The sequence below is a fragment of the Phaeobacter sp. JH20_02 genome, from assembly GCF_048056915.1.
GTDB lineage: Bacteria > Pseudomonadota > Alphaproteobacteria > Rhodobacterales > Rhodobacteraceae > Phaeobacter > Phaeobacter bryozoorum.
In genome coordinates, this window is record NZ_JAYMVP010000022.1 from 624,998 (window position 1) to 645,797 (window position 20,800).

The 20,800-nt window shown below is 64.8% G+C and carries 20 protein-coding genes and 1 tRNA gene; 15 read left to right on the forward strand and 6 right to left on the reverse strand.

The window, feature by feature from the left end; genetic code table 11:
- Position 1 precedes the first annotated feature (1 nt).
- Both VWY34_RS09740 and VWY34_RS09745 read left to right on the forward strand, forming a co-directional pair.
- Positions 2-370 (forward strand): helix-turn-helix domain-containing protein, encoded by a 369-nt coding sequence (locus VWY34_RS09740; protein ID WP_416535902.1) that lies wholly within the window; start codon positions 2-4, stop codon positions 368-370.
- 224 nt (positions 371-594) lie between these two features.
- The gene (locus VWY34_RS09745) at positions 595-1,332 is read left to right on the forward strand and encodes a hypothetical protein (RefSeq protein ID WP_416535901.1); all 738 of its coding nucleotides are present in this window, start codon (positions 595-597) and stop codon (positions 1,330-1,332) included.
- Between the two features lie 70 nt (positions 1,333-1,402).
- On the opposite strand, the gene VWY34_RS09750 is transcribed toward VWY34_RS09745, so the two are convergent.
- A complete protein-coding gene (locus VWY34_RS09750) occupies positions 1,403-2,242 on the reverse strand; it encodes an AAA family ATPase (protein ID WP_340545174.1) in 840 nt (279 codons plus the stop codon).
- A gap of 193 nt (positions 2,243-2,435) precedes the next feature.
- Between VWY34_RS09750 and dksA the strand changes: the two genes are divergently transcribed.
- From dksA to VWY34_RS09765, 3 genes are all read left to right on the forward strand, one after another.
- The gene (gene dksA, locus VWY34_RS09755; protein WP_340545175.1) at positions 2,436-2,858 is read left to right on the forward strand and encodes an RNA polymerase-binding protein DksA; all 423 of its coding nucleotides are present in this window, start codon (positions 2,436-2,438) and stop codon (positions 2,856-2,858) included.
- A gap of 119 nt (positions 2,859-2,977) precedes the next feature.
- Positions 2,978-4,204: an FAD-dependent monooxygenase gene (locus VWY34_RS09760; RefSeq protein WP_416542867.1), complete on the forward strand. Its 1,227-nt coding sequence runs from the start codon at positions 2,978-2,980 to the stop codon at positions 4,202-4,204.
- Between the two features lie 231 nt (positions 4,205-4,435).
- Positions 4,436-4,642, forward strand: coding sequence for a cold-shock protein (locus VWY34_RS09765; protein WP_014874221.1), 207 nt, complete (start codon positions 4,436-4,438; stop codon positions 4,640-4,642).
- Positions 4,643-4,872: 230 nt separating this feature from the next.
- Here the strand turns inward: VWY34_RS09765 and xth are convergent, their stop codons facing one another.
- Positions 4,873-5,679: an exodeoxyribonuclease III gene (gene xth, locus VWY34_RS09770; RefSeq protein ID WP_416535899.1), complete on the reverse strand. Its 807-nt coding sequence runs from the start codon at positions 5,677-5,679 to the stop codon at positions 4,873-4,875.
- Positions 5,680-6,066: 387 nt separating this feature from the next.
- On the opposite strand from xth, the gene VWY34_RS09775 reads away from it, so the two are divergent.
- Both VWY34_RS09775 and VWY34_RS09780 read left to right on the forward strand, forming a co-directional pair.
- A complete protein-coding gene (locus tag VWY34_RS09775; RefSeq protein WP_416535898.1) occupies positions 6,067-6,318 on the forward strand; it encodes a hypothetical protein in 252 nt (83 codons plus the stop codon).
- 78 nt (positions 6,319-6,396) lie between these two features.
- A complete protein-coding gene (locus VWY34_RS09780; RefSeq protein ID WP_416544734.1) occupies positions 6,397-7,626 on the forward strand; it encodes a DUF6902 family protein in 1,230 nt (409 codons plus the stop codon).
- A 133-nt stretch (positions 7,627-7,759) separates the two neighbouring features.
- Here VWY34_RS09780 and VWY34_RS09785 read toward each other — a convergent pair whose 3' ends face one another.
- Positions 7,760-8,083 (reverse strand): HesB/IscA family protein, encoded by a 324-nt coding sequence (locus tag VWY34_RS09785; protein ID WP_014874225.1) that lies wholly within the window; start codon positions 8,081-8,083, stop codon positions 7,760-7,762.
- Positions 8,084-8,182: 99 nt separating this feature from the next.
- On the opposite strand from VWY34_RS09785, the gene VWY34_RS09790 reads away from it, so the two are divergent.
- From VWY34_RS09790 to VWY34_RS09825, 8 genes are all read left to right on the forward strand, one after another.
- Positions 8,183-9,364 carry a deoxyguanosinetriphosphate triphosphohydrolase gene (locus tag VWY34_RS09790; protein WP_340545180.1) on the forward strand — a complete coding sequence of 394 codons (1,182 nt, stop codon included), beginning with the start codon at positions 8,183-8,185 and terminating at the stop codon, positions 9,362-9,364.
- A gap of 136 nt (positions 9,365-9,500) precedes the next feature.
- Complete coding sequence (locus tag VWY34_RS09795) at positions 9,501-9,800, forward strand: YciI family protein (protein ID WP_254656869.1); 300 nt, start codon at positions 9,501-9,503, stop codon at positions 9,798-9,800.
- A 188-nt stretch (positions 9,801-9,988) separates the two neighbouring features.
- Positions 9,989-11,734, forward strand: a complete 1,746-nt coding sequence (gene argS, locus VWY34_RS09800) for an arginine--tRNA ligase (protein WP_416544735.1) — start codon at positions 9,989-9,991, stop codon at positions 11,732-11,734.
- Between the two features lie 92 nt (positions 11,735-11,826).
- On the forward strand, positions 11,827-13,191 hold the full coding sequence (locus VWY34_RS09805) for an SPOR domain-containing protein (RefSeq protein ID WP_416544736.1): 1,365 nt from the start codon (positions 11,827-11,829) through the stop codon (positions 13,189-13,191).
- Between the two features lie 149 nt (positions 13,192-13,340).
- Positions 13,341-14,345 carry a beta-N-acetylhexosaminidase gene (nagZ, locus tag VWY34_RS09810; RefSeq protein ID WP_416548934.1) on the forward strand — a complete coding sequence of 335 codons (1,005 nt, stop codon included), beginning with the start codon at positions 13,341-13,343 and terminating at the stop codon, positions 14,343-14,345.
- Positions 14,338-15,129, forward strand: a complete 792-nt coding sequence (locus tag VWY34_RS09815) for a segregation and condensation protein A (RefSeq protein ID WP_416535891.1) — start codon at positions 14,338-14,340, stop codon at positions 15,127-15,129. The genes nagZ and VWY34_RS09815 overlap by 8 nt, the downstream gene beginning before the upstream one ends.
- Positions 15,129-15,791: an SMC-Scp complex subunit ScpB gene (gene scpB / locus VWY34_RS09820; RefSeq protein ID WP_416544738.1), complete on the forward strand. Its 663-nt coding sequence runs from the start codon at positions 15,129-15,131 to the stop codon at positions 15,789-15,791. Before VWY34_RS09815 ends, scpB begins: the two co-directional genes overlap by 1 nt.
- A gap of 104 nt (positions 15,792-15,895) precedes the next feature.
- Positions 15,896-16,102: a hypothetical protein gene (locus tag VWY34_RS09825; RefSeq protein ID WP_416544739.1), complete on the forward strand. Its 207-nt coding sequence runs from the start codon at positions 15,896-15,898 to the stop codon at positions 16,100-16,102.
- Between the two features lie 24 nt (positions 16,103-16,126).
- Here VWY34_RS09825 and VWY34_RS09830 read toward each other — a convergent pair whose 3' ends face one another.
- From VWY34_RS09830 to VWY34_RS09840, 3 genes are all read right to left on the reverse strand, one after another.
- Entirely contained in the window at positions 16,127-17,245 is a 1,119-nt protein-coding gene (locus VWY34_RS09830; RefSeq protein ID WP_340545187.1) for a 2'-deoxycytidine 5'-triphosphate deaminase, read from the reverse strand.
- Between the two features lie 111 nt (positions 17,246-17,356).
- Positions 17,357-17,433: transfer RNA gene (locus tag VWY34_RS09835), tRNA-Pro, on the reverse strand.
- 89 nt (positions 17,434-17,522) lie between these two features.
- Entirely contained in the window at positions 17,523-20,768 is a 3,246-nt protein-coding gene (locus VWY34_RS09840) for a MerR family transcriptional regulator (RefSeq protein ID WP_416544740.1), read from the reverse strand.
- Positions 20,769-20,800: the final 32 nt, after the last annotated feature.

A 20,800-nucleotide genomic window follows, 5' to 3' on the forward strand; every position in this document is an offset into this window, starting at 1 on the left:
CATGGCAGAGCAGCGGGCAGATCATCGGGCAGAGCATCACGCACGGCGTCGAACCGGCAGCCGTATCCGCCAGCAAAGCGAAGCGGACCGCGACGCCATGGCGCTCAAGCAGATGCAGGAGGACATCTCCGGCAAGACGCCCTTGGAGACCATCGCAACCCGCGAGGTGCCGATGGTGGATGTCGTGCGCCTGCGCAAGACCCTCGGCATGTCGCAGGAACGCTTTTGCAGCCACTTCGGCTTTCGCCTCGGCTCGGTGCGCAACTGGGAACAGGGCCGCCGCCTGCCGGAACGTCCCGCCCGCATCCTCTTGCGCATGATCGAGGATGACCCCGAGCGCGTCGAACGCTTCCTGCGCGAGGCGTATTGACCTTGTGACCGCTTCCATGCGGGCAGGGCAGGCCGACGGGGCAACCCCGCGGTGCCCCCCCCACACACCGCAGACGGAAGACGCGGCATAGGCGCCGGTCCAGCCCACTGGCGCACTCAGCCGTCAGCAGGCCGGTGTATGTGCCGCCCCCTTACCAACCCCGTCGCGTCGCCGCGCACCATGCGTGAGCACCGTAAACAACGCTCAGCAATCAGGGAGCGGACGTGCCTCCATCACAGCTTACGATCACACCCCGGCTGTCCTGCGATGATCTGGTCACATGGGCGCATCGCGGTCCCGGCGACAGGCTCGTCGTGTGTTTTTCAGGGATTGGCAAGGATGCCGAAACCTGCCCGCCTTATGAATTCGCGCGAAGCGCGACGGGAAATGGCCGTCACAACACCCTGTTCATCGCGGATCCGCAGCGAAGCTGGCTGAACACGCCGGGTCTTCTGAGCCGCATCGGTGCCGAAATTGAGAGTTACCGCGCGATATGCGGCGCCACCCGTGTGATTGCGATGGGCCATTCCATGGGCGGCTTCAGCGCCATCGTCGCATCCTCCGTTACCCGCATAGACGCCGTTCTCGCCTTTGCGCCGCAGATTTCGATCCACCCCGATATCGTGCCTGACGAAACACGCTGGGCGGCCTATCGCAACCGGATCTCGCATTACGAGGTGAAATCTGCTGCCGATCATTTTCGCGACGGCACGGATTATACCGTCATCCACGGGAGACATGGCCGCGAGGCACCGCAACGGGACCGCTTTCCCCGGCGCGACACCCTTCGCCACTATGTGATGCCCGGCACCCATCATAATGTCCCGCAACGGCTCAAACAGCTGAACTGTCTGGAGCAGGTCGTGCACTTTGCCATCGAAGGGCGCCCACGCAAGCTGCGGCTTCTGTTGAAGCAGACAGCGCAGGCCTATCTACGACCAGAAGAGGAACAGCCCGTCTGATACGGAGGCAAGGACAAAAAAGGCCCGCAACAAGGGGCGGGCCTCTGGTCTGATCCTGCGCGGCTGGCCTTCAGCGACGTCCCCGCGCCATAAAGGCGAGCCGCTCGAACAGATGCACATCCTGTTCGTTCTTCAGCAGCGCGCCATGCAGTTTCGGCAGCGCATCCGCGCCATCGCGCTTCAGATCTTCCGCGCTCAGATCCTCCGCCAGGAGCAGCTTCAGCCAGTCCAGCACCTCCGAGGTCGAAGGTTTCTTCTTCAACCCGGCCGTATCGCGGATCTCGTAGAACTGCGTCAGCGCGGTGGTCAGCAGGCTGTCCTTGATACCGGGATGATGCACCTCGACGATCTTGCGCATGGTTTCGGCATCGGGAAACTGGATGTAGTGAAAGAAGCACCGACGCAGAAACGCGTCCGGCAGTTCCTTTTCATTGTTGGAGGTGATGATCATGATCGGGCGCTGCCTGGCCCGGATCGTCTCGCCGGTTTCGTAGACATGGAACTCCATCTTGTCGAGCTCCTGCAACAGGTCGTTCGGGAACTCGATGTCGGCCTTGTCGATTTCGTCAATCAGCAGAACGACCTTCTCGTCGGCCTCAAAGGCCTCCCAGAGCTTGCCTTTCTTGATGTAGTTCCTGACGTCATGCACCCGCTCGTCGCCCAGCTGACTGTCGCGCAGCCGGCTGACCGCATCGTATTCATACAGCCCCTGCTGCGCGCGGGTGGTGGATTTCACGTTCCATTCGATCATCCGCAGTCCCAGCGCATCCGCCACCTGCCGCGCCAGCTCGGTCTTGCCGGTGCCCGGCTCGCCCTTCACCAGCAGCGGCCGCTCCAGAGTGACCGCGGCATTGACCGCGATTTTCAGATCTTCGGTCGCGACATAATCCTTAGTGCCCTGAAACTGCATGTCTTTCCTGCCTCGTTGCCTCGCTGCAACCCCTGGGGGCGCTCTTATGCAGGTTTTAACCCTTTGTGCGTACTATTGTGTAGTGACAATCGCCTGCGCAGGGGATAAACGCTGCGGCATGCGGGGGGAGCCGCTGAGTTTGTAAACAATACCGAGGAAGACCGGCAGTATGGGGCAAACCAAAGGTAGCGAAATGAAGCAAGACGTGTTCCTGCCGGATGATTATCGTCCGGCTGAAGATGAACCCTTCATGAATGACCGGCAGCAGGAGTATTTCCGTCGTAAGCTCTATGACTGGAAACAGGAACTCCTGGCCGAAAGCCGTGACACCATCGAGGGGTTGCAGGACAATACCCGCAATATTCCCGATGTTGCCGACCGCGCCAGCGAGGAAACGGACCGCGCGCTGGAACTGCGCACCCGGGACCGTCAGCGCAAACTGGTCGCCAAGATCGACGCCGCGATCCGCCGCATCGACGAAGGCGAATACGGCTATTGCGAAGTCACCGGTGAACCGATTTCGCTCAAGCGTCTGGACGCCCGGCCCATCGCCACGATGAGCCTTGAGGCACAGGAACGCCATGAGCGGCGCGAAAAAGTCCACCGCGACGACTGATTTTCTTGCATTTGTGAAAAAAATCACAACGCCGGGGCCTGTCGCTCCGGCGTTTTTCGGTTATCTGGGGGTATCGCCTGGCCAGAACGGACCGGTCGGCGTGCAGACAGCGGGACAGCATGAGACTGACAGACCGGAAAATCACCATCATCGGCGCGGGCATCGGTGGGCTGGCGGCGGCACTGGCGTTCAGCCAGCAGGGCGCCGAGGTCACGGTCCTCGAACAGGCCGAGGCGATCACCGAGGTCGGCGCGGGCATTCAGATCAGCCCCAATGGTGTCGCGGTTCTGCGGGCGCTGGGGCTGGCCGATGATCTCGCCTGGACTGCGCCGCGCGCCCGTGCGGTGGTTCTGCGCAGCCACCGGCGGGGCCGCGAGGTGCTGCGTCTCGATCTCGACCAATATGCGCCGGGGCGGAATTTCTACTTTGTCCACCGCGCCGATCTGATCAACCTGCTGGCTGATGCCGCACGTCGCAGCGGCGTCAAGGTGCGCCTGTTGCAGAAGGTCGACCGCATCAGCTGCGGCGCCCGGCCGGTGGTGCATCTGGCCAATGGCGCGCAATGCGGCGGCGATCTGGTGATCGGCGCAGACGGGTTGCACTCCAAGGCGCGCGCCGCGCTGAACGGCGTGGCCAAACCGCGCTTTACCGGGCAGGTGGCCTGGCGCGCTACGGTTGCCAATCTTCACAATCACCCGGCCGAGGCGCAGGTCTTCATGGGGCCGGGTCGCCATCTGGTCACCTATCCGCTGCGCGACAGCAGCCTGATGAACATCGTCGCGGTGCAGGAACGCAAGACCTGGGCGGATGAGGGCTGGCATCAGCAGGATGACCCCGAAAACCTGCGCGCCGCCTTCCAGGGCTTTGGTGGCGCTGCCGCAGAATTGTTGGGGCAGGTCGATCAGGTGGCGCTCTGGGGGCTGTTCCGCCATCCGGTGGCCGAAGTCTGGCACAAGGGCGCGCTGGCGATCATGGGCGATGCCGCGCATCCCACCCTGCCGTTCATGGCTCAGGGTGCGAACCTCGCGCTTGAGGATGCCTGGGTGCTGGTTGATGCCCTGCGCACCGCCAAGACCACCGAGGCCGGTCTGGCCGCCTATCAGGCGCGCCGCCACGACCGCACCGCCCGGGTTGTCGATGCCGCCACCGGCAATGCCTGGAAATACCACCTGCGCCAGCCGCTGGCCTGGCCTGCGCATCAGATCCTGCGCCTTGGCGGTCGCCTCGCGCCCCAGCGCATGGTGCAGCAATTCGACTGGATCTACGGCCATGACGTCACCGGCGACAGCGCGGCTCCAGCCGAAAACGACCCCGGCACCGGCGGCCCCGTCACCACGCTGGCCTGACCGGCGGGCAGGCCGTCAGAACCTGGGGCGCGGCGCTGGAGCTGGCGCATTCGCACACCCTCGTCGCAACAATCCGCAGTTGCTGCTTGCTTAGTTGCACAAAGGCAGGTAGGGAGGTCGGGTTAGGTTATCTCTATCGACTTTTCTGCTCCTTACGGCTCAGCGATGCGATCTTGCACTGACTGGCCGAGCTACCGCATTCCGCGGGTGGCATTTTTAAGGAGACTTACGATGGCTAATGGCACCGTAAAATGGTTCAACTCTACTAAAGGTTTTGGTTTTATCGCCCCCGAGGGCGGTAGCAGAGATGTGTTTGTGCATATCTCGGCGCTTGAGCGCGCAGGCCTGACCACGCTGAATGACGACCAGAAAGTCACATTCGATATCGAAGCCGGTCGTGATGGCCGCGAAAGCGCAGCCAATCTGGCTCTCGCCTAAGCTTTTGCCCCCGCGGGGGTATCTGCTGAGATGATATTCGGGCGCATCGGAAACGATGCGCCCTTTGTTGTTCTTGCGGAGTTGTTTGTGCGCAGTTGTCCGTGCCGAGATGAAATCTTTGCGGATCTCAGGGGCGGGCCGATATCAGCGGCCCGCGCGCCGCTAGGGCTGACCCCGGTCAATCCGCCGGATCGCCCACGACCCGGCGCTCAGGCCGCTGTCTTATCCGCCTATAGGTCCAGATCGACCCAGACCGGCACATGGTCTGACGGTTTGTCGCGGCCGCGCACCTCCTTGTCGATCTGGCAGTCGCGCAGCAGATCGGCGGCCTGCGGGCTCAGCAGGAAATGGTCGATGCGGATGCCGTTGTCGCGGTTCCAGGCCCCGGCCTGATAATCCCAGAACGAATAATGCCCCGGCCCCTGATGGCGGGCGCGGAACGCTTCGGTAAAGCCAAGCGCCACGATCCGCTGGAATGCCGCCCGGCTTTCGGGGCGGTGCAGCGCGTCGTCTTTCCAGGCTTCGGGCGTCTTGGCGTCTTCGGCCTGCGGAATGATATTGTAATCCCCGGCCATCAGCGCGGGCATTTCCTCGGCCAGCAGATCCTTGGCCCGCTGCCGCAGCCGCTCCATCCAGGCCAGTTTATAGGCGTATTTGCCGCCGTCGACCGGCTGTCCATCTGCGTCCAGCTCAACCGGGTTGCCATTGGGCAGATAAAGCCCGCAGATGCGGATCGCCTGTTTGCCCACCACGGTTGCCTCGATCCAGCGCGCCTGTTCGTCGCTGTCATCTCCCGGCAGGCCGCGCCGCACATCCTCCAGCGGCAGCTTCGACAGGATCGCCACCCCGTTGAAACTCTTCTGGCCATGGGTTTCGACATTGTAGCCCCGGTCCTCGAACAGCTCACGCGGAAAGGCCTCATCGACCGATTTGATCTCCTGCAGCACCACCACATCGGGTTGCGCCTCATCCAGCCATTCCGGCAGCGCATGGATGCGGGCCTTGATGCCGTTGATGTTGAAGGTGGCGATTTTCATATCCGGTCTCCTGCCTCAATGGCCCGCAGCGGGGCGCCTGATCTATCGCGCAATCCGGGCGAGGGGGCAAGGGCGCGCCCGGGCGACAGCAGCGAATCAGCAGCACGCGATCCGCTCGGTCTCGCCCTCCCGGCTGCCGGGTGATTTGCAGCCCTGCAAAATCATCGCCTGACGGTCTGCTTATGCTTTGTGCGTCTGCGGTTGTGGATAGCTCTGTGGCTAACCTGTGCAGAACCTGCCATTCGGTTCAGGATCAACGGATTGACGCTCCTTCCTAAACCGTGGACCTATCAGAAAAACAACCGATAGGCGTGTTTATCAGTTGCGAAACAGGCATCCCGTGCCAATCGTCGACGGGTGTTTTTCACCTAGAACGGGAGACGATCCATGACCACTTCAACCTTGCGCCACGACCTCTTTGCACAGCCGTCGACACCTGCGGCGGCGGAGCTTCATACCGGCGATCTTCATGCCGGGGACGGGGTCGAGATGTTCTCCTCCGGTTCGATCTGCCGCGAGGGCGACGGCAATCTGGTTGCGGGCGCAGGCACCGCGCTGTTCTCCTCCGGTTCCGCCCCGCAGGCCGATGGCGCCACCACCACCGGCGCGGCCACCGGCCTGTTCTCCTCCGGCAGCTAAGCCGCGATGAGCCAGCCCCCCGGCAGCCCGTCTGACGGCTGACGGGCACAGGGCGCGTTCCATCTTGGTGCTTCAACCATGACCATCATCCTGCCTTTCAAGATCCCGGACGCCGAAACCCGCGCGTCCGCAGATGGCCCGCCCGGCCATCCGCCTCCCTCTGGACCGGGGCGGCGGGGCACGGCGCCGGGTACATCGGCTGCAACATGGGTCGAGAGCTTTGCCTGCCACCGGCGCCGGCCGCAGGAGGTCTACTGGCTGAAGGAGAACGCAGAACTGCTGAGCCTGCTGCGGGTGATGCAGCAGCGGGCCGGGGGACCGGCAGGCGCAGGGGGGATCGGCGGCGAGGCGGCGCTGTCCCCCCTGCGCCCCTTCTGTGACGGCGCCGCGCGCCAACTGCGGTTTTTCCCGCAATATTATCGCTTTATCCTGTCGATTTGCCTCGACTACGAAGATCTGACCGGCACGCCGGCCGCCGCAGCGGAGCTGGCACATTGGGCCGCGGCTCAGGGTCTCGTGGAGGCGGAACTGTCGGATCTGCAACGCGCTGAGGCACAGCAGCTGCTGGCCCGCCGTGGCATTGCGCTGCCGGTTGATCCTGGGCTTGCGGACCGGCTGCGCCGCTTCACCCGCCGCAGCGCGACCTTTGCGATCCCCAATCGCAAGGCTGCCTACGAGCTGACCCATATCGTGTTCTACCTCTCCGATTACGGGCGGCGGGATCCGGGGCTGGACGCCCGCGCCCTGCAAAGCCTGACCTACGCCGGGCTGTTGGCCTGCCTTGATCAGGATCTGGACCTGTTGGCCGAGATCTGCATTGCCCTGCGCTATGCCGGCGCGACGCCTGCGCCCTATTGGGAGCAGCTGCTCAGCCACGCGACCGCGCAGTTTACCCTGACACCAGACGGGTTTGACGGGCGCATGGATGGCTATCACGCCTGTTTCGTTACGCTGTGGTGGCAGCAGGTAACTGCGGTGGGCCGGAAAACCGAGCCCGCCTGCCGGCTCCCCGCAGGCGCCGGGCAGGCCCTGCATATCGCCGCCCCCGCCACCCGCAGCCTGCTGGCGCCGCTGTCGGTCTGGCTGATGGAGGCAGGCGCTGGACCCGGCCGGACAGCACCCGCACTCTGGCAGGATGCCCTCAGCCATATGGCGGCGCACTCCGGTCCCGACGCCCGCAAACAGTTGCGGAACCTGCAAAACAGCACCCCCGCATTCGAGGCGTTCTGGCAGATCTTCAGCAGGGCGGGGGACTGTCACGCCCGATATCGACGGATCGGGGCAGGGGGACTCAGCCTGTCGCCGTGATCAGAACGCGCCAGCCCGTTTAGCGGCGACGCTCCGGCCATATGGAAGCAGATGACGGATCTGGTCCGCAGGGCACCGCGCGGCCAGCATCACTTAGCGCAAACCGGTGGTCATGCAGCCCCTGCGGGCGTTTCTACATCGAAAACGAGGTGCCGCAGCCGCAGCTTGAGGTGGCATTGGGGTTGTTGATCACGAACCGCGCGCCAATCAGCTCTTCGGTAAAGTCGATCACCGCGTTTTCCAGAAACGGTAGCGAGACCTCATCCACCACCACCTTCTGCCCCTGACCCTCAAGGATCAGATCATCGGCCTGCGGGGCATCCAGTGCAATTTCGTACTGAAACCCGGAACAGCCGCCGCCTTCGACAGCCACGCGCAGCGCCTGACCCTGATCGGCGGCGCCGATTTCGGCCAGCCGGGCAAAGGCGCGCTCGGTCACTTTTGGAGGCAATTGCATCTCTGGTCTCCCAATACGGTGATCACTGCCGTGTTGCAGCTGAGTTCATAATATAGAAAGGTGACGCCACAGGGACAAGATTGACCGGGGAAAAGATTAGTGACCTACGCGCCTTATGCGACCATGCCCGACCGTAGCCGTGGCCGCCAAGTCCCCGAAGAAGAAAGCAGTTTCCGCTCTCCCTATCAGCGCGACCGTGACCGGATCATCCACGCCAGCGCCTTTCGCAGGCTGAAACACAAAACCCAGGTCTTTGTTGAACATGAAGGCGACAATTATCGCACCCGGCTCACCCATTCGATCGAGGTGGGTCAGGTGGCGCGGACCATTGCGGGCGCACTTCGGCTCAATCAGGAGCTGACCGAGGCGGTGGCGCTGGCGCATGATCTGGGGCACACGCCCTTTGGCCACACCGGCGAGGATGCTCTGCATGCGCTGATGGCCCCCTATGGTGGCTTTGATCACAATGCGCAGGCCATCCGCATCGTCACCTCGCTGGAACGGCATTACGCCGAATTCGACGGGCTGAATCTCACCTGGGAAACCCTTGAGGCGATTGCCAAACATAATGGTCCGGTTGTGGGCGATCTGCCCTGGGCGCTGGCCGAATGCAATGCGGCGCTGGATCTGGAGCTGCACACCCATGCCAGCGCCGAGGCGCAGGTTGCGGCCTTGGCCGATGACATCGCCTATAACAACCACGACCTGCACGACGGTCTGCGCGCCGGGCTGTTCACCGATGCCGATATTGCCGAGCTGCCGGTGATCGGACCGGCCTATCAGGCGGTGGATCGCCGTTATCCCGGCCTTGACGCGCGCCGCCGCCGACATGAGGCGCTGCGGCGGGTCTTTGGCGTGATGGTCAGCGATGTGATCGACGGCGCCCGCGCCCGTCTTGCTGCCAGCGGCGCGCAAAGCGTCGAGGATGTGCGTGCCCTGGGCGCGCCCGTGGTGGTGTTCTCCGATGCGCTCTGGGCCGACCTGAAGGAAATCCGCGCCTTTCTCTTCACCCGCATGTACCGCGCGCCCAGCGTGATGCGCAAACGCGCTGAGGTCTCCAAGGTGGTGGAGGCGCTGTTTCCGCATTTCCTCAACCATCCGGCAGAGATGCCCGCGCGCTGGCAGGGCGATATCGCCGCCGCCGCTGATGAAACCGCTCTGGCCCGGATCGTGTCGGATTATATCGCAGGCATGACCGACCGCTTTGCATTGCAGGAGCACCGCCGCCTGTTCCCCGCTGAGGCCGCTGCCGCCGCGGCAGATCTGCAAGCCGGGCAATAGGCGCGGGCTGCGCTGCGACTGGCGGTAACGCTGACGCCAACTGGCACTATCCTGAGGCAGGTCAGATGCGGTTTCATGGGGAAGACGCCCAGAACCGCAATCGCAGATGCAAGAGGCCGCCATGGCAAACAATGGCATGACGCATTGGACCGTGACCTTTCAGGATGCGCCAGAGATGGCGCGGATCCGCGCGGATCGCCCGCGCCGGGATGCTCATATCGCCTTTGTACGCGCCCATCCCGAATTGCAGATCGGCGGCGCATTGGCGATGCGGCCCGAGCAGGATTTTCCGGGGGCGATCTGGAATGTCGAGGCGGCCAGCCGCGATGAGGTTGAGCGTCTGATTCTGCGCGACCCCTATTATGTCGCCTCGCTGCGCCGGTATCAGATCACCAGATGGGGCCGTCTGCCGGCCCGTGATGTACCGGTGGCCTGACCTGCCGCGCCTTGGTGCGCATATCGCGTAACCTCGCCCCGCGCGCAATTTTCTTCACCCGGAAAATTGACCGGATAACGGGAATTCTCCGGGACGCCCCCGCTGCTGATGGTGATGGGTTCTGCAATCCTGTTGACCCTTCCTGCGGCCCCCGGTATCCGCAGTGCTGAACAGTTGGGACGCCAGATATGAACCTCTTTACCGATATCCGCTCGCTCGTGATCGACAGCCTGACCGCCATGACCGGCGAGGGCGCGCTGCCCGACGGGCTCGATTTTGCCAATGTCGCGGTGGAGCCGCCGCGCGATGCCGCCCATGGCGACATGGCGACCAATGCGGCGATGGTGCTGGCCAAGCCCGCCAGGATGAAGCCGCGCGACATCGCCGAGGCGCTGGCGGCGAAGCTGGCCGCGGACGATCGGATCACCAGCGCTGAGGTCGCAGGCCCCGGCTTCCTGAACCTGCGGCTGGCTCCGGGCATCTGGCAGGGCGTGCTGAAATCGGTCCTGGACGCAGGCACGGATTTCGGCCGCTCGGACGTCGGCGCGGGCAAGCGCGTGAACGTGGAATATGTCTCCGCCAACCCGACCGGCCCGCTGCATGTGGGTCACACCCGCGGCGCGGTCTTCGGCGATGCGCTGGCGGCGCTCCTGGCCTATGCTGGCTATGACGTCACCCGCGAATATTACATCAATGACGGCGGCGGTCAGGTCGATGTACTGGCGCGCTCTGTCTACCTGCGCTACCTCGAGGCACACGGGCAGGACGTGGCCTTTGCCGATGGCACCTATCCGGGCGACTATCTGGTTCCCGTCGGGCAGGCGCTGAAGGACAAGGTGGGCGATGCCTATGTCGATCAGGGCGAAGATGTCTGGCTGGCCGAGGTGCGCGAATTCGCAACCGATGCGATGATGCAGCTGATCCGCGAGGATCTGGCCCAGCTTGGCATCGAGATGGATGTGTTCTACTCGGAAAAATCCCTCTACGGCACCGGCAAGATCGAGGCGGCGCTGAAGGAACTGGATGCCAAGGGGCTGATCTATCAGGGCGTGCTGGAACCGCCGAAGGGCAAGAAACCCGACGATTGGGAGCCGCGCGAACAGACCCTGTTCAAATCCACCGATCACGGCGACGACGTTGACCGGGCAGTGAAGAAATCCGATGGTTCCTGGACCTATTTCGCGCCCGACATCGCCTATCACTACGATAAGGTTGAGCGCGGCTTTGACGAGCTGATCGACATTTTCGGCGCCGACCACGGCGGCTATGTCAAACGGATGAAGGCGGCGGTTTCGGCGCTCTCCGATGGTCGGGTGCCGCTGGATATCAAGCTGTGCCAGCTGGTGAAGCTGTTCAAGGACGGTCAGGAGTTCAAGATGTCCAAACGGGCCGGGACCTTTGTCACCCTGCGCGATGTGGTCGATGCCGTCGGCGCCGATGTCACCCGTTTCATGCTGCTGACGCGCAAGAACGATCAGGGTTTCGATTTCGACCTCGACAAGGCGCTGGAGCAGTCCAAGGACAATCCGGTGTTCTATGTGCAATACGCCAATGCGCGGATCTGCTCGACCCTGCGCAAGGCGGCAGAGGCCGGGATTGCGACCGACGAGGCCACGCTGGCCGCGGCCGACCTGTCGCTTCTGGACGATTCCGCCCAGCTGGCGGTGGCCAAGAAGCTGGCCGAATGGCCACGTCAGGTGGAAATCGCCGCCCGCACCCACGAGCCGCACCGGGTTGCCTTCTATCTCTATGATCTCGCCTCGGAACTGCACGGGCTGTATCACCTTGGCAAAACCAACGAAGGTTTACGTTTTGTTAACGAGAGCAACCCATCTGCAACACATGCAAAAATGGCACTGGCCAAGACCGTTTCCATTGTCATTTCTGCCGGTCTTGGTATTCTTGGGGTCACACCGGCGCAGGAGATGCGATAGCTAAAATCGCCCAGGCCGCCGGATCGAGGCAGATCATCAAGTAGAAACCCGGATCGGCGCATTGCGTGCCGTCTGCGGGCAGTGAGGCGGAAATGGCGTATTTTACGCAGGCAGGTCACGGCCAGTCGTATTCCAATGGTGGGGACCGTTCTTCGGCCTCCGCCACTGAAACACAGGGCACCCGGCAGGAGCCTTCCTTTGCCGATGCGCATTTGCCCTATCCGCAGCCCAAACACCCCTTCGGATTCGATCCGCAGACATCGGCCGCCGCGCCACAGGCCCAGCAGCCGGCAGCGGGCGGCTATTTTGCGCAGCCCCATACATCCCCCGGACAGGGCGCGCAGTCCTACAGCCCCTATCAGCAGCCAGCGCCCAGCTATGGTGCCTCCGCGCAGGACGCCTATAGCGGGCCGGGCACCGGTCAGGGGCATCGCTACGATGACTACGGGTTTAGCCCGGAACCGGCAGGGGCCGGTCGCGCCGGCCTCAGCAAGGCGTTCAGCGTCCTTGGCGCCGTGGCCTCGCTTGTATTGGTCGCAGGCATCGGTCTCTGGGGCTACCAGCTGATTTCCCGCGATGTCAGCGGCGTGCCGGTCGTGCGCGCCGTCGAAGGCCCGCTGCGGGTGCAGCCCGAGAACCCCGGCGGCCTGCCCGCCGACCATCAGGGGCTTGCCGTCAATGCGGTTGCTGCCAATGGCAATGTCGAAACTCCTGCCGACCGGCTGACACTGGCGCCGCAGGACGTGCAGCTGACCGAGGATGACCAGCCCATGCAGGCGGCGCTCACCACCGGTGCTGCGCGGATCAACGACACCCGCGATGGCGCGGCTGATGCCGCTGCGGTGGCCAATGCCGATACAGGCAGGCTCTCCAGCGAAGCGGTCGCGGCCTATCAGGGCGGCGATATCGACGCGCTGGTGGCTGAGCTGACCGAGGATTTCGCCCCTCTGGGGGAGGAGACCCTGCGCGGCGCCGAACAGCTGTCGGCTTCCGCCACAGCGCCGGCCATCGTTCAGCCACAACCCCTACAGGCCGTGAGCGTCGCGGCCGTGGCGCCCGCGCCAAATGCAGCCCTGCGCAATGCCCCCGGTGTGCGCGTCTCGCTGCGCCCCGCCGCGCGGCCCGCCCGTTTTTCACCAAGCCGCGCCACAGCGTCTGCGCCGGTGGCGCAAACCACGCAGGATGTCTCGCCCGACAGCCTGCCCGCAGGCACCCGTCTGGCCCAGCTCGGCGCCTATGAAAGCGCCGAGGTCGCGCGCGCCGAATGGGATCGCATCCACGGACGCTTCGCCGATTATCTGGAAGGCAAGAAACGGGTGATCCAAAAGGCGGAAAGCGGAGGTCGCACCTTCTACCGCCTGCGCGCGATGGGCTTTGACGACCTCTCCGATGCGCGCCGTTTCTGCTCCGCTCTGGTGGCAGGCAACGCCGACTGTATCCCCGTGACCACCCGCTAGGACATGGGCCTCCCCCCGACACCTCCGCGCCCGGCTCCAGCCGGGCGTTTGTCGTTTTCCATCCGGCAAACTGCTGCCAGTTTGACCCATCCGGCCATGGCGCCGCCCCCGACACTGGTGTATCAGCGCCCCAGCACAAGAGGATCGCAATGCGTTACGGAGCCACAATTCTAGATGCCGAAGGTCTGCGTCTCAGCGCCGCCGAAAAGGCGCTGTTCGCCCGCGCCAATCCCTTTGGCTTCATCCTGTTTGCCCGCAATATCGACAGCGCCGAGCAGACCCGCGCGCTCTGTGATGAACTGCGCCAGGCGGTTGGCCGCAACTGTCTGATCACCATAGATCAGGAGGGCGGCCGCGTGCAGCGCCTGCGCCCGCCGCTGGCACGCCAGTGGCGGCCCGCGCTGGATCACGCGGCGGCTGCCGGGGCAGGGGCGGATCGCGCCATGTATCTGCGCGCCCGCCTGATCGCGGAGGAGCTGCGCGGGCTGGGCATCGACAGCAACTGCGCACCGCTGGCCGATGTGGCCGGTCCCGATACCCACCCGTTTCTTCAGAACCGCTGTTACGGCAGCGATCTGGCGGCGGTGGTGCGCCGCGCCCGCGCCACCGCTGACGGCCTGCTGGATGGCGGCGTCGTGCCGGTGGTGAAACATATCCCCGGTCATGGCCGCGCGACGCTGGACAGCCACAAGGACCTGCCCCGCATCAGCGCGCCGCTGGATCTGCTGACCGGCTCGGATTTTGCCGCCTTTGCCGCGCTGAATGACCTGCCGATGGGGATGACCGCCCATCTGGTCTATGAGGTGCTGGACAGCCGCCCCGCCACCCTGTCGCCCCGCGTCATGCAGATGATCCGCACCGATATTGGTTTTGACGGGCTGATCATGAGCGATGACATCTCGATGAAGGCGCTGAGCGGCACACCGCAGGATATCGCGCGCGACACGCTGGCGGCAGGCTGCGATGTGGTCCTGTTCTGCAACGCCCCGCTGGATGAGCGCGCCGCCGTGGCGGAGGCTTCGGGCCAGATGAGCGTGGCTGCACAGGCCCGCGCCGAACAGGCCGAGGCCGCCCGCCGCGCTCCGGCCCCGCTTGACATAACCGCGGCCGAGGCCGAACTATCAGCCCTCATGGGCGGACAGGTAGATGGCTGACACTTTGTTTGACGACGACGCGACCAGCGTCGAGGAGCGGCTCGCGGCCGAAGCATTGATCGTGGACGTTGACGGCTACGAGGGGCCGCTGGACGTGCTCTTGTCGCTCTCGCGCACGCAAAAGGTCGACCTGCGCCGCATCTCGGTGCTGGAACTGGCGCGCCAATACCTCAGTTTCGTGGAAAAGGCCCATGAGCTGCGTATCGAACTGGCCGCCGATTATCTGGTCATGGCGGCCTGGCTTGCCTATCTGAAATCCCGCCTGCTGCTGCCGCCCGACCCGACGGAGGACGGCCCCTCGGGTGAGGAACTGGCGGCGCATCTGGCCTTCCAGCTGGAGCGGCTTCAGGCCATGCGCGACAGCGCGGCGCGGCTGATGGCGCGCGATCAGCTGGGCCGCAACTTCTTTGCCCGTGGTCAGAGTGAGGATGTGACCCGCATCCGCACCGTCAGCTATTCGGCCAATCTCCTGGACCTGATGCAGGCCTATGCCCGGATCCGCACCCGCGATGATTTCCGCCCCTTCGTGCTGGACCGCGAGGCGATCTTTACCATGGAGGCGGCGCTGGAACGGATGCGCCACCTGATCGGCTACACCGGCAGCTGGACCGATATGCTGACCTATCTGCCCGATGGCTGGCACTCCGACCCGATGAAACGCCGCTCCGCCACCGCCTCCACCTTTGCCGCCTCGCTGCAATTGGTGAAAGAAGGCCGGCTGGAGCTGCGACAGAGCGAGACCTATGCGCCCATTCAGCTGCGCATTCGTGACAAGGATACCTGATGGACGACCACAGCCAGAACACTGTTGCGGAGGAAACCCAAACCCTCTTCGACGCGCCCCCCATGGCCGAACAGGAGCGCATGGTTGAAGCGGTGCTCTTTGCCAGCGCCGAACCGGTGACGGTGCGCGATCTTGAGGCGCGGATGCCGCATGGCTGCGAACCGGGCACCGCGCTGGAGCACCTGCGCAAACGCTACGAAGGGCGCGGCGTCAATATCGTGCGCGTCGGCGATGCCTGGGCGCTGCGCACCGCCTCTGACCTTGGCTTTCTGATGCAGAAGGAAACGGTCGAAACCCGCAAACTCTCACGCGCGGCCATCGAAACCCTTGCGATCATTGCCTATCACCAGCCGGTCACCCGCGCCGAAATCGAAGAGGTGCGCGGCGTGTCGGTGTCGCGCGGCACCATCGACCAGCTGCTGGAAATGGACTGGATCCGCCTTGGCCGCCGCAAGATGACACCGGGCCGCCCGGTGACCTTTGTGGTGACGCCCACGTTCCTCGATCACTTCGGGTTGGAAAGCGCCCGTGATCTCCCCGGCCTCAAGGAGCTGCGCGCCGCAGGTCTGCTGGAAAACCGCCCGCCACCGGGCAGCCTGCCTCTGGGCGGGCGCGGCGACAGCGACGAGGTCGAGGAACAGCCGGAACTCTTTGGCGACTGAGGGCAGGCCGCCGCGCCGCAAAAGGGCCGCAAACCTCTGCGATACTGCCGGTGCACGCGGTGAGATCCGCGTGCAACAGATGCCAGGGCCAAGGAGTGACGCAGATGAGCATAGAACGGTTGATCAACATGATCCTACGCCGTCTTGTGGGCCGCGCGGTCAATGCAGGCGTCAACGCCGGGATCAGGGCAATCGCCAAGCGCGACAAGGGTCAGGGCACGGAAAAATCCGCGCGCCCGCTGCCACAGGACAAGGCAACCGCCCAGAAGGCGCGCCTGACCGGGCGCAATACCCGACCCCCACGGTTCTAGGCTCAGGCTCCCCCAGTCAGGGCGTCAGCCCTTGGTTTGGGGTTTGAAATGCTTTGATAGCTTCAGCCCCTGACCCTGATAGTTTGATGCGATATCAACGCCATAGAGCTGTTCGGGGACTTCCGACATCTTCTCGTAGACCAGCCGCCCCACGACCTGCCCGTGCTCCAGAACAAAGGGCGCATCATGGCAGCGCACTTCCAGAACGCCACGCGATCCGGCCCCGCCAGCGGCAGCATAGCCAAAACCGGGATCAAAGAAGCCCGCGTAATGCACCCGGAATTCGCCCACCATCGCCAGATAGGGCGCCATTTCGGCAGCATAATCCGGCGGGATGGCAATCGCCTCGCGGCTCACCAGAATGTAGAACGCACCGGGATCCAGAATGATCTGCCCCTTGGTGGTGCGGACCTCTTCCCAATACTCCGCCGGATCGTAATGGCCGAGCTTTGACAGATCGACCACACCGGTGTGATGTTTGGCGCGGTATCCCACCAGATCGCCCCGCTCAGGCCGAAGATCGACGGAGAAGCCCAGACCGTCGGAGATCACCGGTGTTCCCGACACAATCGGCGTCGCCTCATGCACTGCGCGCAGCTCCGCATCACTGAGGAATGTGCGCCCCTGACGAAAGATGATCTGCGTCAGCAGCTGCCCCGGCTGCACCACCACAGAGAAACTCTGCGGGCAGATTTCCGCATAAAGCGGCCCGTCATAGCCATCGGTGACCCGGTCGAACTCCACCCCCTGATCGGTGATCACCCGCGTCATCACATCCAGCCGCCCGATGGAGGATTTGGCGCTGGCCGCCGCCGTCATTCCCTCGGGCAGACGGATCCGCTCCATCAGCGGCACCACATAGACGCAGCCCTTTTCCAGCACCGCACCACCGGTCAGCGCCACCCGGTGCATGGTCAGATCCTCCAGCCGGTCGGCGACCGTGCGCCCCAGACCGGGCAGAAAGGAGGCCCGCACCCGATAGGCACAATCGCTCAGCCGCAGATCAAGGCTCGCCGGTTGGATCTGGTCATTCAGGATCGGAGAAGAAGCGGAAATCGCAGCCTCGGTGATCATCTGGCGGATCTGGCGATCCGACAGCACGCCCTGTGCCGCTCCGCTCACGAGCCGTGGTTCTGATGTCATCCCGATCCTCCCAACGCTTTATTATCAATACCTTGCACGAAAGGCAGATACAAAAACACCCACCCCAGAGAGGGGCGGGCGTTTTTTAGCCCCTTGCGAGGCGGGGTATTTTGGTCGGGCTAGCAGGACTCGAACCTGCGACCTTCCGTCCCCCAGACGGACGCGCTACCAGGCTGCGCTATAGCCCGTTGCGCTGGTTTCTACCCGTTTTTCCGGCAGGGGCAAGCGAAAAAACCAGATTATTTCGCCGCCTCTGCAAGATTAATGTGACGCGACCCTAGGCAGCGCCCCGATGCGCCCGCAATGCCCCGGCACAGGCGCGGGCCTGTCCGACATGATCCGCAGGCAGCTGCGCAATCCCCGCAAGCCGCGACAGCGCACCGGAGGTCTGCGCAGCGCGCGGCTCCGCCTCATCGGGGATATCAATCACCAGCGGTCGAAGCTCCGGCTCCGCAGCCTCGGCGGGATCGTCGGCGGTAGGGGTGTCAGCGGCAGATGTATCAGCCGCGGGCAGGTCCGCTTCGGCCACATCGGCTGCGGGGAGATCGGGTTCGACAAATTCCTGCCCAGCCGGGGCGGAAACCGGCGCGGCAGGCTCTGCCGGTTCATCCAGCGCCGGCGCCGTCTCCGTGACCTCTGCGACCTCGGTGACCTCGGCCATCGCCTCCTGGTCCGGCGTTGCCGCATCCACAGGCTCTGCGAGCGGCGCGGTCTGCGCCAGCTCTTCAGGCCCTGCCAATTCGGTTGCCGCGCCCAGTTCGACAGGGGCGGTCAATTCGCTGGGCAGGCTCAGTTCGCCCGTGGCAGCCAGATCGGAGCCGCCCGCGGGCATCGCAGCCGCATCCTCGTCATGTGGCTCAGGCGCGATAGGTTCAACCGCGCCTTCGGTCACCTCGGATGCCGGGTCAGCGGTGGCCAGTTCCGTGGCCTCCGCTTCGGGATGCTCCGGCGCGGCAGCCGCAAATCCTGCGTCCCCAAGTCCCACGAGGTCAGGTTCCGGCAGGTCAGGTTCCGGCAGCGCGGCATCCTCCTGCACCGGCGTGGTCAACAGATCCTCATCAACCGCAGGCGCAGCCAAGACCGGATCGCTGACAATGCCCGCGTCCAGCTGCGGATCCTCCAGGGCAACCGGAGCCGCTACCTCAACCTCGGTCGCAACCTCAGCCAGATCTGGCAGCTCTTCCGGCCCTGCCTCCAGTGCTGCCACAGCCTCAAGCTCCGCACGATCGGCAACCGGGTCAGGCATATCCAGCACGTCAGCCGGAGGCGCGGCAGCGTCCGGCGTCTCCGCCGCATCGGCAAAGGCCAGCGGCACATCCTCGGGCGAGGGGGCCTCATTGTCGTCGGGCAGATGATCACCCGCTGCGTCGGTCAGCAGATCGCTGCCCGCCAGTTCGCCCGCCATCAGATCGCCATCTGCCAGCGCGTCATCTGACACATCGCCACCAGCGAAAAAGTCGGTCGTCGCTACCGGCTCGGCAGCCTCCTGTGCGACATCGGCCTCAGGATCGCCCAGCGGCTGCACTGTGACCTCTGGCACGGCCTCCGCCGCAGGCGCGTCCGGTGGCATATCGCCAAGCGCGGGATCGCTGTCCAGCGCCTCAACCACGGGTGCCGGGCTGTCGCCCTGATCAAACACCACGGGATCTTGCGCATCCGTCTCGGTGGGGGTCTCGGCCATCGGCGCATCAGAGTCGGCAGCAAATATATCCGCGCCAGCACCGGCAGGGGCCTCGGCCTCATCGGCGGCAGGCGCCATTGCCATGGAAACCGGCGTTTCCACCTCAGGCGAGGCAAGCTCCTCATCCCCCCAGGGAGAGAGATTCGGCGCCTCGGCCTCGATTGATGCGTCTTCCGCAGTCTCTTCCACGACCTCCGGGATGAGCTCAGGCTCAGGCCCGACCTCAGGCTCAGGTGCGAGGAGCGGCGCTGGCTCAGCCTCGGCTATCAGCTCCACCGGCGCGACAGTTGTCACCGGCTCGCCCGGTTCTGCCATCAGCGCGGCGCTGTCAGACATGGCGCTGTCAGGCGCATATGGCGCAGGCGCGGCGCTGTCATCTGCGCCCGCATCTGTGTCCAGAGCCATGGCAACCGGGCTGTCCGCTGGACCCTCAACCGGACTCGCAACCGGCATCTCGATTGTCGCCTCCAGCGCCGGATCCGCTGACGGTTCGGCAAGCCTGTTCCCTTCCGGCGCCACCGGCGGGAGCGCCGCAGCCTCGGCGACCTCCACGGTGCCGGGGTCCTGCGCCTCCGGCGTCTCCGGCCAGAGCTGCGCCTGCTCCTGCTCCGGCGCATCCGCCACAGCCTCGACAGGCGCATCCAGCAGCGCATCGTCTTCCTCACCAAGCGGCAGGCCCGGTTGGGTCAGCTCCGCTGCAACATCGGATGGCGCCGCCGGGGGCAGGTCCGCGATCGCGTCGGCGGTATCCGCCGGCACGGAAACGTCGGGTGCCTGCGGCATGGCCGCGTCCATCATCGGCGGGAGGTCATCCGCAGGACCATCTGCCTGTGGCGCGCTCTCGGGGGCGTCGGCCATGACATGCAGATCGCTGGTGGGTTCGGCGGCGGCAGGGATGGCGGTTTCGCTGACCGGTGCGGCAGGCGGGTGGACCGAACCGGTCTGCGCGACAGCCGCGTCAATCGGATCCATCGGCGCCATGGCAGGCTCCGCCGCAAGCGGCGCTGTCGGAGCGGGTGCAGCTGCGGCGGGTGGAACATCTGCCAGTGGGGCCATTGATGCCGCGCCCTGAGGCTGCGCTGGCGTCAGGGGGGCGGCGCCGGTTTCGGGCTGCGCCGGGACAGGGCCAGCATCGGAAGGCTGCGCCACGGCGGCGGCGTCGAAGGCGGTAGCCTCAACCGGACCGGCATCCACCGGTGAGGTTGCTGCGGAGCCGACCACTGGCGCGGGCGGGCCACCTGCGGTGGGCGCTGCGGGCATTACGGGCGCAACAGGCGCGGCGGAGGCAGGGGCCATTGGCGCAGCGGCAGGAGTGGTCGCAGCGGAGGCGACAGGCGCGGTTACAGGCGCAGTGGCGGGCACGTCCGTAGCAGGCATCTCAACAGCGGGGGCTGCTGCCGCCTCTGGCGTCTGCGCGGTTGCAGGCTCTGGCGCGGGCGCCTCGGCGTCGGAGAAAAGATCACCCCCGGACGGCTCCGCGCTGGCGGGTTCGTCCTGCGCCTCTGCGACCGTGGCCTCAATTGTGTCCGCCTCGACCGCGTCCGCCTCAACCGTGTCGGCATCTATCGGGGCGCCACCGCCCATCGCGGCGACATGGACCGGGCCATGTTCGCGCAACAGCGCCTGCACATCCTTGATGGACAGCCCCTTGTCGTGCAGCAAGTACTTGATGCTGCTGATCAATTCCACATCGGCAGGACGATAGTACCGGCGTCCGCCTGCGCGTTTGACCGGTTTGATCTGGGTGAATTTGCTTTCCCAGAAACGCAAGACATGCGCCTGGATCCCCAGCCACTCCGCAACTTCGCTGATGGTGCGGAAGGCGTCTGGTGATTTTGACATCGCGTGGTGTGTCCCGTGGTTACTGACCGTTA

Bases quoted from the DNA above. Each gene is read 5' to 3' on its own strand.
- dksA (WP_340545175.1), top strand. From the start codon at position 2,436: ATGAAGCAAGACGTGTTCCTGCCGGATGATTATCGTCCGGCTGAAGAT.
- VWY34_RS09825 (WP_416544739.1), top strand. From the start codon at position 15,896: ATGAGCATAGAACGGTTGATCAACATGATCCTACGCCGTCTTGTGGGC.
- VWY34_RS09830 (WP_340545187.1), bottom strand. From the start codon at position 17,245: ATGACATCAGAACCACGGCTCGTGAGCGGAGCGGCACAGGGCGTGCTG.
- VWY34_RS09775 (WP_416535898.1), top strand. From the start codon at position 6,067: ATGACCACTTCAACCTTGCGCCACGACCTCTTTGCACAGCCGTCGACA.
- VWY34_RS09840 (WP_416544740.1), bottom strand. From the start codon at position 20,768: ATGTCAAAATCACCAGACGCCTTCCGCACCATCAGCGAAGTTGCGGAG.
- VWY34_RS09815 (WP_416535891.1), top strand. From the start codon at position 14,338: ATGGCTGACACTTTGTTTGACGACGACGCGACCAGCGTCGAGGAGCGG.
- xth (WP_416535899.1), bottom strand. From the start codon at position 5,679: ATGAAAATCGCCACCTTCAACATCAACGGCATCAAGGCCCGCATCCAT.
- VWY34_RS09780 (WP_416544734.1), top strand. From the start codon at position 6,397: ATGACCATCATCCTGCCTTTCAAGATCCCGGACGCCGAAACCCGCGCG.
- scpB (WP_416544738.1), top strand. From the start codon at position 15,129: ATGGACGACCACAGCCAGAACACTGTTGCGGAGGAAACCCAAACCCTC.
- VWY34_RS09805 (WP_416544736.1), top strand. From the start codon at position 11,827: ATGGCGTATTTTACGCAGGCAGGTCACGGCCAGTCGTATTCCAATGGT.
- nagZ (WP_416548934.1), top strand. From the start codon at position 13,341: ATGCGTTACGGAGCCACAATTCTAGATGCCGAAGGTCTGCGTCTCAGC.
- VWY34_RS09740 (WP_416535902.1), top strand. From the start codon at position 2: ATGGCAGAGCAGCGGGCAGATCATCGGGCAGAGCATCACGCACGGCGT.
- VWY34_RS09750 (WP_340545174.1), bottom strand. From the start codon at position 2,242: ATGCAGTTTCAGGGCACTAAGGATTATGTCGCGACCGAAGATCTGAAA.
- VWY34_RS09785 (WP_014874225.1), bottom strand. From the start codon at position 8,083: ATGCAATTGCCTCCAAAAGTGACCGAGCGCGCCTTTGCCCGGCTGGCC.
- argS (WP_416544735.1), top strand. From the start codon at position 9,989: ATGAACCTCTTTACCGATATCCGCTCGCTCGTGATCGACAGCCTGACC.
- VWY34_RS09760 (WP_416542867.1), top strand. From the start codon at position 2,978: ATGAGACTGACAGACCGGAAAATCACCATCATCGGCGCGGGCATCGGT.
- VWY34_RS09795 (WP_254656869.1), top strand. From the start codon at position 9,501: ATGACGCATTGGACCGTGACCTTTCAGGATGCGCCAGAGATGGCGCGG.
- VWY34_RS09765 (WP_014874221.1), top strand. From the start codon at position 4,436: ATGGCTAATGGCACCGTAAAATGGTTCAACTCTACTAAAGGTTTTGGT.